A 15,714-nucleotide genomic window follows, 5' to 3' on the forward strand; every position below is an offset into this window, starting at 1 on the left:
GAAATCTGAAATCTAAATAATTCCCATCCGGTTTGAGTCCAGTTTGATAAGGACGAACAGCAGGATTGTAAAGCTGAGTAATGAAGATCCACCGTAGCTAATGAACGGTAGCGGGATACCGATAACAGGCACAATGCCAATGGTCATGCCGATGTTGATTACCACGTGGAAGAATAGCACCGATGCTACACCATAACCATAGATGCGCGAAAATGGCGATCGCTGTCGTTCTGCAATATAAATAACCCGGAGGATCAAAAACAGGAATAGCCCCATAACTACTAATGAGCCTGCAAAGCCCCACTCCTCGCCTATGGTACAAAAAATAAAGTCGGTACTTTGTTCAGGAACAAAGGAATATTTGGTTTGTGTACCCTGCAGGTAACCCTTACCCCACATTTTGCCCGAGCCAATGGCTATTTTTGATTGGTTTACATTGTAACCCTTACCGCGTAAATCGGTTGTGATGCCCAACAGAATGTTAATCCGCTCGGTTTGGTGAGGCTTCAAAACATGGCTGTAAATAAATTTTACGCTAAAAATAAACGATATTGAAATAGCCAAACCGATAAGCATGGTGGTAATGAGCTTGCGGTTACGTTTAAATAAAAATATAACCAGGGCTGTAAATGCCACCAACCCAATAATTATACTTAGTGGATTAAACAAAAGCGCCACCACAAAAAGTGTTATTAAAAGACCCGAGACAACCAGGTAATAAGGTGATAAACCCTCGCGATACAACACAAAAATAAGTGAACAAAAAACGAGTGTCGACCCGGTATCAGGCTGTAGCATAATAAGCACCATCGGAAAACCTATGATAGCTGCAGCTGCCATAAATGCTTTTGGCTCAGCAACGCGTATATTAGGCCCGCTCAAATAACGGGCTAAAAGTAAACAGGTGGCAAATTTGGCAAACTCCGAGGGCTGCAGCCTGAAACCACCGCCCATATTGATCCAGGCCTGGTTACCGCCAACATTTCTGCCAATTACAAGTACCACGATGAGCAACAGCACAGTTATCGCATAAAAAGCAGGAGAAAGCGCGCTAAAAAACCTGCTTTCCAATAGCAGAATAACCATTCCTACAATCACAGCCACAATTATGTATATAAATTGCTTACCATAATTGGTAGCTCCATCTATAAAACTGGGGTGCCTTTCATCAAATACGGCCGCGTGAATGTTGAACCAGCCAATAGTACACAGCACGAGGTACAGGAACACCGTTACCCAATCAACATTAAAAAAGAAACTGCGCTGATTATTACTACTCATACTACTTACCCGTTCCCCGGTTTGCTAAAAGATTAACCCAGCTACCCGCCTTTTTATTGTTTGCTGTTTTTAACCTGGCAGCTTTTTTTACAGAATCAGCCTTAAACTTTTTGATTGAATCGGCTTTTGCGGCCCGGATACTATCGCGCATCCGCTCTTTTTTAAGGTCGAGCGCATAAAGGGTAAGATCGGGCAGACGATCGGCGTTTGCAAAATAGTCCACCGTAATTCCCGATTCACGGGGAGTAATCTTTCCTTTTAAGTATTTTTCAACTATAAAGCTGGCAATAGGCGCGGCCCAATGCGCACCTTCTCCCGAGTTCTCAACTACCACCGCTATCGCAATTTTAGGGTTGTCTCGTGGGGCAAAGGCAACAAACACCGAATTAGCTTCGCCGCGCGGGTTTTGGGCTGTGCCGGTTTTTCCGCACATAATAATGCCCGGGATCTTTGATCTCCTGGCAGTACCATCCTCAACCACGGCCTGCATCCCGTTAATCACGGGGTCAAAATATTGCGAATCTATGCCAACGTAATTTCTTTTAGTATACTCTGCTTTAATTACGTTTTCTGTTCCGATAGCTTTAATTAAATGCGGTTTATAAAAAAAACCCTGGTTAGCTATAGTACATTCAATGTTGGCCATCTGCAATGGCGTTGCTAACAGCTCACCCTGGCCAATGGCAAGCGAAATAATTGTGCTTGAGCGCCATCCGCCTTTTTTATAAATATTATCGTAATGCAAAGGAGTCGGTACATTGCCCCTGCCTTCGGCCGGCATGTCCAGATCAAGTCTTACGCCCAATCCAAATTTATTTACATTGGCACGCCAGTTAGCAAATGTCGTTTCGGTCCGTTTTGCCCCATACCTGTCGATGATCCTTTGAAAAACCATCGAAAAATAACCATTACAAGATTCGGCTACGGCCCTGCTTAAATTAACCGAACCGTGGGCTTCACCGTTATTACACGGCACCAGGCGATTACCGGCCCGGTAATGCCCGGTACAATAATAAGTATCCTGTGGCGTGATGATGCCCTCCTGCAAGCCGATGAGTGCGCTTAGTGGTTTAAATGACGAACCCGGTGGATATTGCGCCTGTATGGGCCTTATGAAAAATGGCTTATAGGGGTTATTATACATTTTGGCCGCGTTATTGCCACGCTCGCGCCCTACCATCAAATTTGGGTCATACGTTGGGCTACTTACGTAACATAGTATCTCGCCGCTCGACGGCTCAATGGCTACTATACTGCCCAGCTTATTTTTCATAAGCTTTTCGCCTAACTTTTGCAGATCGATGTCAAGCGACGAAGTGAGCCGCTCGCCGGTACGCGCAACGGTATCAAATGCACCATTGGCAAACGATCCTTTTTTTATTCCGCGCGAATCAACCATTATATTTTGAACACCGCGTTGCCCGCGTAATACATTCTCATAAGCTTTTTCAACGCCTGTAATACCAATGTAATCACCAAGTCGGTAATACCCGTTTGAGCGACTAATATCCCTGTCATGTACCTCGCCTATATAACCTAAAAACTGCGCAGCCACCGAGTCAGGGTAAGCACGTACAGTACGGCGCTGTATATAAAAGCCAACAAAATCTCCCATTTTTTCCTGCAAGGAGGCAAACAGTGTAGCCGGTACCTGCTTTTCAAATGGCGAATCTTTACTGGGAGAGTATTTTACGGCTTTAGTCCAGCGTTTATCAAAACCGGCCTTATCAATGCCAATCATTCTGCAAAACTCAAGGGTATCAAAAGGTTTTACATCCTTTGGGTTAACCATGATATCGTAGATCGGCTCGTTTTGAACCAGTATTTTGCCATTCCTGTCCAATATCGGTCCCCGGGCGGGGTATATAATAGCACTGCGGATAACATTTTTGGTGGCATACAGTGCGTATCGTTCATCAACTATCTGGATATAGTAAAGCCTTGCCAGCAGGGTAAAAATTATAGTAATAAAAATACCGGTTACAACGTAGCGACGCTCAAAAAATTTATTCATTTACGTTCTTTCCTTTTGAAAAATAGCAGTCCCGAAATCAGTATCAAAAATACCGTAAATATTGAACTCAAAACAACACGGCTTAGTGTGTATTGCATTTCAGAAATCCTAAATACTTCAAGGTTTAGCAGGAAAAAATGATGAGAGAAAGTGAGTATTACTATATAGGCAAAAAACCACCTGATACCCATAATGCTTAAGGTTGGTTCGGGCTCATTATCAAAGCCGTCTTTTTGCACAGTTATATTTATAAATAGTATGCGTACCAGGGCAAGCACCGCACATGCTGCCGCGTGCAGCCCGGGTGTGTCATAAAATGCATCTACAGTAAGCCCTAATATAAACGCCAACGCAAACAGTAATACATTTGGTATCTCAAACGGCAGCAGCAAAATAAACATTATATAGAAATAAGGCGTAGACAGGTTGTAAAAGGTGATGTTTTTGAGCAGGAATACCTGCATAAAAACCAAAACCAAAAAGCGGATGGCATTAATGATAATAATACGGCCCATTATTTATTTTGTACGGCCTCCAATCCCGCCTGTTCCTGTGCAAATTTGTTAACGACCACGTATACGTATTGCAATTTTGTAAAATCAACTGATAAGTTAACCTCCACATTAAGCAGTAAACCGCCTTCCTTTGCATGTAAATTAGTTATTTTACCAAACGGTATGCCCGTAGGGAAAAGCGAATAACCCGATGCTACCACTTGTTCACCCAATTTTGGCTTTGCTTCGTTTTGCAGGCTCAGCACCCCTTTATGCGGATCGAGGTTACTTACCCAGGTAAATGAGCCAACAGCTTTATCATCTGCCAGCATTGCACTAAACTGACTTTTTGAATGCAGCAACGATTTAACAATGGCGAAATGATCTGTAACATCGGCTACCATCCCTACAACACCGGCACCGCTAATTATCCCCATATCTTTTGCTACCCCATCCTTGCGGCCCCTGTTTATGGTGATGTAATTATTGGATTGATTGGTGGAATTATTGATAACCCTGGCCACTATGTAGGTATATTGTTGTTTATAAACAGTATCTGTTACCTTATGCTTCTCAACAGTATCAACATAAAATGAACTCTTGAGTATTCCCCGCAACCTGGCATTTTCACCTGCCAGGCTGTCGTTTTGTTCTTTTAGCGATAAATATCCTTTAAACTGGCTTACCTGTGCATATAAACTACCGGTAACCTGGTTTTGCGAATTAATGAAAGTAGCTTTTTGAAAAGAGTTGTATTTGATATAAATAAGCAACGCGCTTACTTCAAAAATCAGGAATAAAAAAAACGCGTTATACTTAGTGATAAATATCAAGAGGTTACGCATTGTGGGATAGATTTGAGATATGAGATATGAGATATGAGATTAAAAACACTGTAAGTCAATGTCTCAAATCTCATATCTAAAATCTCGTATCTAATTTACTGCATTAAAAATTTAAAATTACCTATATTTTTCAGGGCGGTTCCGGTTCCGCGTACTACGGCACGCAACGGATCTTCGGCTACGTGAACCGGCAGTTTTGTTTTAGCTGCCACACGTTTATCCAAGCCACGCAATAGGGCACCACCTCCCGTTAAATAAATACCAGTTTGGTAAATATCCGCCGAAAGTTCGGGCGGGGTAATTTCCAACGCTTTTAATATTGCTTCCTCAATCTTCGAGATCGATTTATCCAGGCAATGTGCAATTTCGGTATATGATACCATGATCTGTTTTGGCACACCGGTCATCAAATCGCGACCCTGTACGGCAAAATCAGCCGGGGGATCTGCCAATTCAGGCAATGCAGCGCCAACTTCTATCTTAATTTTTTCTGCAGTACGATCGCCAATCATAATGTTGTGCTGCCTGCGGATATACTGAACAATATCAGAGTCAAAGTTATCTCCCGCAACGCGGATAGACTGATCACAAACAATACCCGATAAAGCAATAACCGCAATCTCGGTAGTACCGCCGCCAATATCAATGATCATGTTACCCATAGGCTCTTCCACATCAATACCAATACCCACGGCTGCAGCCATTGGTTCATGTATCAGGTAAACCTCCTTGGCACCGGCTATTTCGGCCGAGTCGCGCACTGCACGTTTCTCTACCTCGGTTATACCCGATGGAATACAGATAACCATACGTAACGAGGGGAAGAACCAGCCTTTACCCTGGTTAATCATTTTGATCATACCGCGTATCATATGTTCAGCGGCGTTAAAGTCGGCAATTACACCATCTTTAAGCGGACGAACAGTACGGATATTATCATGTGTTTTACCCTCCATTTGCATGGCCTGCCGGCCAATGGCGATAACCTTATTTGTAGTCCTGTCGAATGCCACTATAGATGGTTCATCAACAACAACTTTATCATTATGTATAATGAGGGTATTTGCAGTACCCAGATCGATAGCAATTTCTTGTGTAAAAAAGTTAAATAAACCCATCTAATGTTTCCCTTGAAATAATCTGCAAAGTTAAATAATAAACTACACGAATTTCACGAATGATTGTCCTGTCGGCGAATTTTCACGAATTAATGCAGGTTGGTAATAATAACTCCAATTTTCCTCTTATCGTATTTTTACTACCTCTATTCTTGCTTTTTTTTGCTATGCAATCCGCGTAAATCTGCAGTTGTGAAAATACGCTTTAATTAATGTAATTCGTGTAATTTAATTAGTGAATATTCTGTCTTACCGGCAATATTCGTAACTATTTTATTCGCGAAGCCCACCAGCAATTCAAATCATGAAATTCGAAATAATTCGTGCGATTCGTGTTTGTTAAATTCCACTCAATTCGTGTTTATCAAATTAGTGTTTAAAATGACGTACCCCGGTAGTAACCATCGAGATGTTTTTTTCGTCGCACATGGCTACAGACAGCTTGTCGTTTATTGATCCACCTGGTTGTAATACCGCTGTAATACCAGCCTCGGCAGCCAGCTCCACACAATCAGGGAAGGGGAAAAAAGCGTCAGATGCCATCACTGCGCCATTCAGATCGAAACCAAAGCTGTGGGCTTTAATCACTGCCTGCCTTAATGAATCAACCCTTGACGTTTGACCAACACCGCTCGACATCAGCTGGTTGTTTTTAGCAAATACAATCGTGTTTGATTTGGTATGCTTTACCACTTTATTGGCAAAATACAAATCTTTCATTTCCTGCTCGGTTGGTTTGCGGTTAGTAACCGGGGTCATTTGTGCCGGTCCTTCAACAACCGCGTCTTTATCCTGCTCAATAACACCGTTCAGCAAGGTTTTAAATTGCTTAACTGGTAATTCTACTGGCTGACGAACTAAAATAATACGGTTCTTTTTAGCCTGTAGTATTTGAACCGCCTCGTCTGTGTAGGCAGGAGCAATCAGTACTTCGTAAAATATCTTGTCAATCTCGGTAGCGGTAGCAGCGTCTATTTCATCGTTAGCTATGATTACGCCACCAAAAGCAGAAACCGGGTCACAGGCCAAAGCATCTATCCATGCCTCTTTAATAAAGGAGCGGGAGGCAATGCCACAGGCATTGGTATGTTTTAATATGGCGATAGTTGGCTCGCCGGTAAACTCATCAATTAAAGCAACAGCAGCATCAACATCTACCAGGTTGTTGTATGAAAGCTCTTTACCATTCAGCTTGTTGAACATGGCATCCAGGTTACCATAAAAAGTACCTTTCTGGTGCGGATTTTCGCCGTAACGTAAGGTTTGGCTGGTTAGGATGCTTTGTTTAAATACCGGCAGCGGCTCTTCCTGGTTAAAATACTGAAAAATGTGGGTATCGTAGTTTGAGGTAATATTGAATGCCTTTTGCGCGAATGATTTGCGCTGATCGATAGTGGTAACACCATCCTGTGTTTTCAGGATTTCTTCCAGTATGCCGTAGTCGTCTTTTGAAGCAACGATGGTTACATCTTTGAAATTTTTTGCACCCGCGCGGATCAGCGAAATACCGCCGATATCGATCTTTTCGATCACATCTTCGGCGCCTGCGCCTGATTGTACGGTTTCTTCAAACGGATAAAGATCTACAATAACCAAATCCAGTTCAGGGATTTCGTATTCGGCCAGTTGTTTCTCATCGCTATCAAAACTTCTGCGGGCCAAAATACCACCAAACACCTTAGGGTGCAGGGTTTTAACACGGCCACCTAATATAGATGGATACGATGTAAGGTCTTCAACAGGGATTACATTTACCCCTAAATTGCGGATAAAAGTTTCGGTACCACCAGTTGAATATATATTAACACCAAGGCGATTTAACTCGAGAATTATTGGCTCTAAGTTGTCTTTATAGTAAACAGAAATTAAAGCGTTTTTTATTTGAACAGACTGGCTCATTTACAGTGATTTTTTGAGCCGCAAAGGTAGTGATATTTTTCATTAGTCGGGAAGTCGGAAAAGACCGAAAGTCAGAAAAGATTGAAAGTTTTTTTCTTATTATTTCTCTGAGCAATCTTTTGATATTCACCATGTAACTACAATTATCTTTTCGAACACAAATAACAGAAATTTGAAGAATTCCTCCTGAACTCATGAACATCTCAAACTTACCAACTTCCGGACTTTCCAACGTTCCGACTTTCGGACTTTTCACAATAATTAACTAACTTCACCGCCCGAAATAGTACATAAATGAAATTATTAGAAGGAAAAACCGCACTTATCACCGGTGCATCAAAAGGAATAGGGCGTAAAATAGCCGAAAAGTTTGCCGAGCACGGCGCTAATGTAGCTTTTACGTATTTATCATCTGTAGAAAAAGGCCAGGTCCTTGAACAGGAACTGCAGAGTTTTGGCACGCAGGTAAAAGGCTATCGCTCTGATGCTTCTAAATTTGATGAAGCCGAAAAACTGATCTCCGATATTATAGCCGATTTTGGCACCTTACATATAGTAGTTAACAACGCTGGTATAACCAAAGATGGTTTACTAATGCGCATGACCGAAGAAGCATGGGACGAGGTTTTAAATGTGAACCTTAAATCTATCTTCAATGTTACCAAAGCAGCTTCCAAGATCATGATGAAGAATCGCAATGGCGTGTTCATCAACATAAGCTCGGTTGTGGGTGTACAAGGTAATGCGGGGCAGGCTAACTATGCAGCTTCAAAAGCGGGCATCATCGGTTTCTCCAAATCAATGGCTAAAGAATTAGGCTCACGTAACATACGTACCAACGTAGTTGCGCCGGGCTTCATTAAAACCGAAATGACCGAAATACTTGACCCTAAAGTGGTTGAAGGCTGGGCAGCGGCTATCCCGCTTAAACGCGGCGGCGAAACCGAAGATGTGGCCAATGCCTGTGTTTTCCTGGCATCAGATATGGCAACCTACATCACCGGGCAGGTAATTCCTGTTGATGGCGGAATGCTTTAGTTTTAATTCAAAAGGAAAAAGTCAAAAACAAACGGCGGCCATCCTTTTTTCAGAATGCTACAGGACAAGTAACCCGCATGTGGTATGCTGAAGCAAGTTCAGCACTACTTATAGTTAACCAAAGAAGGCAAGCTTTCGCTTGCCTTCTTTGGTTAACAGCTATTACCTTAAAACTAATTCCGCTCATTTCACAATAATTTCGCATTTTGCAAGTGAACGTAAAACGGATAGCGTGTTACGTAAACTTATATGCAGTTTTCACTTACATGGGGTTCGGTTTCGGGATGGTGGGTACCCGCCTGTTTGGTACTGGGATTATTATACGCCTGGCTGTTGTACCGGCAACCTGTTAACCTGGGTAAATATTTCAGGTATGGGCTTTCGGTTATCCGGGCGTTGGTGATATTTTTTATCGCGATGCTCCTGGTATCTCCATTAGCGAAAACCATAAAGTACAATCCGCAGAAACCACTGGTGTTAATTGCACAGGATAATTCCGCATCTATCAACACGTTTAAAGCTCCTGGCTTTAATGCTGATAAACTGGTTATCGATCTGGCTAAATTGAAGCAGGAGCTTGGCGATAAATATGATGTGCAGGAGTTTAACTTTGATAAAGACTTATACAATGGCTTCTCCAATAAATTCAATGGCAGGCAAACCGATATAGCCAATGCCCTGCGCCAGCTGAACAACAAATTTGTAAATCAAAATATCGGTGCTTTAGTTTTGGCTACCGATGGCTTATACAACCAGGGTAATGATCCTCAATACGAAGCCAAAAACATAAAAACCAGCATTTATACCATTGCCCTTGGCGATACCGTTGCTAAACGCGACCTGCTGATAGGCAACGTAAACTATAACAAAACCGCTTTTTTAGGTAATAATTTTGAGGTGGAGGTTTTGGCTGCTGCTTATCAAAGTAAAGGCGAAAACATGCATTTAACCGTTACCGAAAATGGCAAACAGGTTTTCGATCAAACCACCCCGGTAACAGGCACTGATTTAAAAAAGCTTGTTCCCATTAAATTAATGGCGGATAAAAAGGGATTAAGAAAATTTACCATCAGTATAACGCCTGTTAAAAATGAGTTATCCACCCAAAACAATACGGAAGTTATTTATGTAGATGTGTTGGACGCACGCCAAAAGGTGCTGATGCTGTACCAAAGCGCACACCCGGATATTACGGTAATTAAACAGGCTATTGAAACCAACAGGAATTTTGAGGTAAAAACTTCGCTGTTGGCAGATATCGCTGGGATTAAATTGGCCGATTATAGCCTGATAGTACTTTACCAGGTTAATGCAGGTAGTTTTGCACCCTTAAAAAGTTTCATCGCCGGTAGCAAAACACCGATTTGGTATGTTATAGGTTCGCAAAGCGACCTGCAGACTTTTAATGCCGAACAAAGCGTGGTAAAAATAAGCGCGGGCCGAAGCGAGACCCAGGAAGTTTATGCCCTGCCCGAAGCTGGCTTTTCGGCCTTTACCCTATCCGATTCATCACGAAAAAAGATCAGCACTTTGCCACCCTTGCTGGCACCTTTTGGCAGCTATGGAACATCCGCAGGAACTACCATTTTATTACGGCAAAAGATTGGTGCTATAGCTACCACCTATCCCCTGCTTGCTTTTGGCGATGAGGCCGGTCGCCGCACAGCCGTATTAGCCGGTGAGGGTATCTGGCGCTGGCAATTAGCCGAGTTTCAGAATTACGGCAACCGCAATGCAACCGATGAACTATTGAGCCAAACCGTACAATATTTAACGGCAAACGCCAACCGCCAGCGCTTCCGCGTATACCCGGCCCGTAATGTATTTGATGAAGGTGAAAATGTGATCCTGAACGCCGAGCTATATAACGATGCCCTCGAACTCATTAATACACCAGATGTTAAGATCGACCTGAAAAGCGTCGCAGGTAAAAATTACAGCTTCCTTTTCAGTCGCTCAGGGCAAAGCTACCAGTTGGATGCAGGGACATTACCCGTTGGCGAGTACGCCTACAATGCTTCCACCCAAAACGGCAAAAGCCTGTTTAAAGCTGCCGGGCAGTTAACCGTTAAAGCCCTTAACCTGGAAACCCGCCAAAGCGCAGCCAATCACCAGTTGCTAAACTCACTTGCTAAACAAAGCGGCGGCCAAATGTTGCAGCCAGGCCAGATTAGCCAACTTGCCGATATGATCCGCAAAAATGACAACATCAAAACCGTGGTATATGAAGACAAGCATTACAGCGATATTATTGATGTAAAATGGCTGTTTGTACTGATACTCCTGCTATTGAGTGGCGAATGGTTTTTAAGGAAACGGGAAGGAGAGGTTTAAGCTTAAAGAATCAAGAAGTTTAACAGTGCTAAGTAGTAAAGAGGCAGCAATTCAAAAGCAATGGCCCCGTGCGATTCCCTCCCAACGGGAGGGTGCAGGGAGGGGTTTATTAAAGCGACATAAATAGTACTATCATGACTAAAAAGATCATTCCATACAACCCAACTTTAAAGGCCTTAGCTCGCAAGCTCCGCAAAAACATGACTGATGGTGAACTATTATTATGGAATGAATTAAAAAACGATAAACTATTAGGGTTCGATTTTGATCGTCAACGCTTTATTGATAATTATATAGTTGATTTTTACTGTAAGGATCTAACGCTGGCTATTGAAATTGATGGCATGTCGCATAATAATGAAGAGGCATTTATCAAAGATGAAATAAGACAGCAAAAATTAGAAAGCTTTGGAATCCAATTTTTACGTTTTACAGAATCCGAAATGAAAAGCGACATGCTTAATGTGTTAAGAACTCTTGAGTGTAAAGTAATTGAAATTATCAGGGATAATTCCGCTATTAAATTACCGAAGGATTTTGACCTGGATTTATTAAAACAATAACATTTGCTTTAATGTTGCAGAAACCCCTCCCTGCACCCTCCCGTTGGGAGGGAATCGCACAGGCCTGGCTTATACTAAAAAAGCGATAGACCTAAACCCATCGCTTTTAAATATGTTATATCTTGATTCTATCTTCCTAACTCTACTTCTCCGTTTTCTCCGGCACTACCAGGTAAACGTCCTCATTCTCTTTTTTCATGAGGTATTTTTCGCGGGCGAATTTTTCCAGTTGCTGGGGGTTTGAGCTGAGTTCATTAAGCTCCTTGGTTACCTGGTCAGTTTGGGCTTTATAAAAATCACGTTCCTGGGTTAGCTTGCTTACCTGGCGGCGATATTCGTACTGCGAGAACAGGTCGTTTTTATCAAAAAATATCATCCACACTAAAAAAGCCAGTGTAACCAAAAAGAATTTGTTCTTAAAAAGGTCAATTAAGCGTTTCATCGATACGAGCCCTGTGAATTTCATTTAAAGCTATTTATTTTTTTTGAGCGAAACAAGTTTTTTTTGGTTCACTGGTTCATCAGTTTACTGGTGAAAAGTTTAAGATAAGCAAAGCAGTTAACCAATTGCAAAGACCAATGAACCATTGAACTAACCAATGAACTACCTTCTGCCCGAAGAACGACTTGCTCCACTCATGCCACTACTGCCGCCCGAGCGGCTATTGCCGCTGCGCTGGCCGCCGCCACCACCTGATGGTCTGCGACCACTGCCGCCCCTGCCATTGTCGCGCTTAAAACTACCCGATCCTTTTTTTGAATCACCGGCCATCAGCCTTGCAGTCATAGCCGCCGGACTCATTGGGTACGGGTGCCCTTCTTCAACAGGAATTTCTTTAGCTATCAGTTTATGGATATCTCTTAAAAACAGAATCTCTTCCTCATCGCAAAAAGAAAGCGCTATACCATCCGCACCGGCACGGCCTGTACGGCCAATACGGTGTACATAGGTTTCGGGGATATTTGGCAACTCGTAGTTTATTACGTGGGTAAGCTCATCAATATCAATACCGCGTGCGGCAATATCGGTAGCTATCAGCACACGTGTAGTACGGCTTTTAAAGTTGCTTAATGCCCGCTGGCGTGCGTTTTGTGATTTGTTACCATGAATAGCTTCGGCAGTTATACCAACGCGTACCAGGTCTTTCACCACTTTATCGGCACCGTGTTTTGTACGGGTAAACACAAGGGCTGTTTTAATTTCTTTATCTTTTAATATGTGGATGAGCAATGATTTTTTATCATTCTTCTCTACATAATATAATGATTGCTGTATGGTATCGGCAGTTGACGATACCGGTGTAACTTCTATCCTTTCTGGATTCGTTAATATAGTATCAGCCAGATGCTGAATTTCCTTAGGCATAGTAGCTGAGAAAAACAGTGTTTGTCTTTTTGCGGGAACTTTGGCGATGATCTTTTTTACATCGTTTACAAAGCCCATATCCAGCATACGGTCGGCCTCATCCAGTATCAGCATTTTAACATGCTCCAGGTGTACAAAGCGCTGGTTCATCAGGTCCAACAAACGACCAGGAGTTGCTATCAAAATATCAACACCACGACGTAAAGCGTCAACCTGCGGATTTTGCGATACCCCACCAAAGATCACCAGGTTTTTTAAACCGGTATTTTTACCATAAGCCGTAAAGCTTTCGGCAATTTGTATGGCCAGCTCACGGGTTGGTGTTAAAACCAAAGCCTTTATGGTTTTCTGCTCTTTATGAGCCATCCTGTCCTGGTACAACAACTGTAAAGTGGGTAATGCAAAAGCAGCGGTTTTACCTGTACCTGTTTGCGCACAACCTAACAGGTCGCGGTGATTTAGTACAATAGGGATGGCTTGCGCCTGAATAGGAGTTGGGGTTGTATATCCCTCAGTTTTTAAGGCCTTGAGGATAGGCTCAATTAATTTTAAATTTTCGAATGACATGATTCTTGTAAATGTGCAGATTTGCAAATTTATGATGTGCAGATGTGCTTGTAATATTATAAATTGATAATGTCCTCATGTTTTAACAAGGCATTAAATTTCTGCAAAGATACAGTTTTAATATCAGATAGTATCAAATGTGCAAATATGCAGATTTTGAGATAGGGGTTCTGATATGCAGATTTGAGATTACAAGTGTGTAATGGAGTATAATTATACTGTAACCGGCTTATCATTGGCAGCTTGCTTTTTTTCTTCCCGCTCACGCAGAAAAGCGTTTAACAGCAACATACCTACACCTACCATAATAGCCACATCAGCTACATTGAACACGCCGGTTTCAAAAATGCCAAAATTCATGTGCACAAAATCGGTTACACTGCCGTAAACGGCTCTATCATACAGGTTGCCTATGCCACCGGCCAAAATTGTTATAATACCTGCCTGGTTAAGCAGGTTAAGATTGGGTTTTAATAAAACATATAGTAACCCCCAAATAAGCGCCGCTCCCGGTAAAAGCGTAAGAATAATAAAACGCCATGGATTTTGCAGCGAATTGCCCAGGCTTAAAAAAGCACCGGTATTTTCAACCCGGGTAATGGTTAAAAAATCTTTTACAACGGTTATGATGATGGAAAAATGGATATGATCCCTTACATATATCTTGGTAACTCTGTCAAAAGCAATAATCAAAGCTAAAAGCAACAATAAGCCCAATCCACGCAAAATCCTTTTCTTGTCCATCAAAATTTTATTACCGGTATTTGTTTATAACGTAACAGGAGTTACTTAATTATCAACCAAAGATATCAGGCTGACAACAGGTTTATATAAAAAAAGAGCCACCTGCTGTTATGCAGATGGCTCTTTAATATGTTTAAATTATTTTTTGTAAAATTTAAAATCCTTACCAATGAATTTTGCATTGCTGCCTAATTCTTCTTCAATACGAAGCAATTGGTTGTATTTAGCTATCCTGTCTGAACGTGAAGCCGAACCGGTTTTGATCTGACCGCAATTTAATGCTACGGCTAAATCAGCTATGGTTGCATCTTCAGTTTCGCCCGAACGGTGGCTCATTACAGATGTATAGCCATTGGTTTGCGCTAAGGTTACCGCGTTTATAGTTTCGGTTAACGAACCAATTTGGTTTACTTTTACCAGGATGGAGTTAGCAGTATCCTCGTTAATACCACGTTGTAAACGTTTGGTGTTGGTAACAAATAAATCATCACCTACCAGCTGCACGGTTTTGCCCAGTTTTTCGGTTAACAATTTCCAGCCGTCCCAATCATCCTCGGCCATACCGTCTTCAATCGAAATAACAGGATATTTGGCAACAAGCTCTGCAAGATATTCAACCTGCTCGGCACTGGTGCGGATAGCACCTTTTTCGCCTTCAAACTTGGTATAATCGTATTTGCCGTCTTTGTAAAATTCAGATGCAGCACAGTCAAAAGCGATGAAAATATCTTCGCCTGGTTTGTAACCGGCTTTAGTGATAGCTTTCAAAATGGTTTCAACACCATCTTCGGTACCTTCAAAGGTGGGTGCAAAACCGCCTTCGTCGCCAACTGCGGTTGATAAACCACGGTCGTGCAGAATTTTTTTCAGGTTGTGGAATACTTCGGTACCCCAACGTAACGCCTCAGAAAATGATGGCGCGCCAACCGGCATAATCATAAATTCCTGGAAAGCAATAGGAGCATCAGAGTGAGAACCACCGTTAACGATATTCATCATCGGGATAGGCAGGGTATTGGCATTTACACCACCAATGTAGCGGTATAAAGGCTGGCGGCTTTCTTGTGCTGCAGCTTTAGCAACCGCTAAAGAAACGCCTAAAATAGCGTTAGCGCCAATTTTGCCTTTGTTTTCGGTGCCATCAATCTCAATCATTAACGCATCGATAGTATTTTGGTCAAAAACATCAATACCTTTTAATTCCGGAGCTAAAATATCATTTACGTTAGCAACGGCCTTTAACACGCCTTTACCCATGTATTTTGATTTATCATCATCGCGAAGTTCAACGGCCTCATGAATACCGGTTGATGCACCTGAAGGTACAGCAGCGCGGCCGAAAGCGCCATTCTCAGTTAATACTTCTACTTCAATGGTAGGGTTACCGCGCGAATCTAAAATCTGGCGGGCGTGTACGTCAATTATTAAGCTCATTTCTTTATTGTCAGATA

13 protein-coding genes are annotated in these 15,714 nt (G+C 42.2%); 3 read left to right on the top strand and 10 right to left on the bottom strand.

Features of this window, described 5'->3' with window-relative positions; genetic code table 11:
• Positions 1–12: 12 nt before the first annotated feature.
• The 6 genes from rodA to purH form a co-directional block, all read right to left on the bottom strand.
• Positions 13–1,281 carry a rod shape-determining protein RodA gene (gene rodA, locus AC1DO4_RS04615; protein WP_477413410.1) on the bottom strand — a complete coding sequence of 423 codons (1,269 nt, stop codon included), beginning with the start codon at positions 1,279–1,281 and terminating at the stop codon, positions 13–15.
• Between the two features lies 1 nt (position 1,282).
• Complete coding sequence (gene mrdA / locus AC1DO4_RS04620; RefSeq protein WP_477413412.1) at positions 1,283–3,295, bottom strand: penicillin-binding protein 2; 2,013 nt, start codon at positions 3,293–3,295, stop codon at positions 1,283–1,285.
• On the bottom strand, positions 3,292–3,810 hold the full coding sequence (locus tag AC1DO4_RS04625) for a rod shape-determining protein MreD (RefSeq protein WP_477404689.1): 519 nt from the start codon (positions 3,808–3,810) through the stop codon (positions 3,292–3,294). The genes mrdA and AC1DO4_RS04625 overlap by 4 nt, the downstream gene beginning before the upstream one ends.
• Complete coding sequence (gene mreC / locus AC1DO4_RS04630) at positions 3,810–4,634, bottom strand: rod shape-determining protein MreC (protein ID WP_477404691.1); 825 nt, start codon at positions 4,632–4,634, stop codon at positions 3,810–3,812. The genes AC1DO4_RS04625 and mreC overlap by 1 nt, the downstream gene beginning before the upstream one ends.
• Positions 4,635–4,729: 95 nt before the next feature.
• Positions 4,730–5,752: a rod shape-determining protein gene (locus AC1DO4_RS04635; protein WP_090651245.1), complete on the bottom strand. Its 1,023-nt coding sequence runs from the start codon at positions 5,750–5,752 to the stop codon at positions 4,730–4,732.
• A 369-nt stretch (positions 5,753–6,121) separates the two neighbouring features.
• Complete coding sequence (gene purH, locus AC1DO4_RS04640; protein WP_477413414.1) at positions 6,122–7,651, bottom strand: bifunctional phosphoribosylaminoimidazolecarboxamide formyltransferase/IMP cyclohydrolase; 1,530 nt, start codon at positions 7,649–7,651, stop codon at positions 6,122–6,124.
• Positions 7,652–7,945: 294 nt separating this feature from the next.
• Between purH and fabG the strand changes: the two genes are divergently transcribed.
• The 3 genes from fabG (at position 7,946) to AC1DO4_RS04655 (ending at position 11,586) form a co-directional block, all read left to right on the top strand.
• Positions 7,946–8,689 carry a 3-oxoacyl-[acyl-carrier-protein] reductase gene (gene fabG / locus AC1DO4_RS04645; protein WP_477406067.1) on the top strand — a complete coding sequence of 248 codons (744 nt, stop codon included), beginning with the start codon at positions 7,946–7,948 and terminating at the stop codon, positions 8,687–8,689.
• A gap of 249 nt (positions 8,690–8,938) precedes the next feature.
• Positions 8,939–11,023, top strand: a complete 2,085-nt coding sequence (locus tag AC1DO4_RS04650) for a hypothetical protein (protein WP_477413416.1) — start codon at positions 8,939–8,941, stop codon at positions 11,021–11,023.
• Between the two features lie 134 nt (positions 11,024–11,157).
• Positions 11,158–11,586, top strand: a complete 429-nt coding sequence (locus AC1DO4_RS04655) for an endonuclease domain-containing protein (RefSeq protein ID WP_477413418.1) — start codon at positions 11,158–11,160, stop codon at positions 11,584–11,586.
• A 142-nt stretch (positions 11,587–11,728) separates the two neighbouring features.
• Here the strand turns inward: AC1DO4_RS04655 and AC1DO4_RS04660 are convergent, their stop codons facing one another.
• The 4 genes from AC1DO4_RS04660 to eno all read right to left on the bottom strand — a co-directional run bounded on the left by AC1DO4_RS04660 (position 11,729) and on the right by eno (position 15,697).
• Positions 11,729–12,052 (bottom strand): FtsB family cell division protein, encoded by a 324-nt coding sequence (locus tag AC1DO4_RS04660; protein ID WP_477413420.1) that lies wholly within the window; start codon positions 12,050–12,052, stop codon positions 11,729–11,731.
• A gap of 138 nt (positions 12,053–12,190) precedes the next feature.
• Positions 12,191–13,519 carry a DEAD/DEAH box helicase gene (locus AC1DO4_RS04665; protein WP_477413422.1) on the bottom strand — a complete coding sequence of 443 codons (1,329 nt, stop codon included), beginning with the start codon at positions 13,517–13,519 and terminating at the stop codon, positions 12,191–12,193.
• 213 nt (positions 13,520–13,732) lie between these two features.
• Positions 13,733–14,263, bottom strand: coding sequence for a signal peptidase II (lspA, locus tag AC1DO4_RS04670; protein ID WP_477406057.1), 531 nt, complete (start codon positions 14,261–14,263; stop codon positions 13,733–13,735).
• Positions 14,264–14,401: 138 nt separating this feature from the next.
• A complete protein-coding gene (gene eno / locus AC1DO4_RS04675) occupies positions 14,402–15,697 on the bottom strand; it encodes a phosphopyruvate hydratase (RefSeq protein WP_477413424.1) in 1,296 nt (431 codons plus the stop codon).
• Positions 15,698–15,714: the final 17 nt, after the last annotated feature.

The organism is Mucilaginibacter sp. P5_A6 (assembly GCF_056400585.1).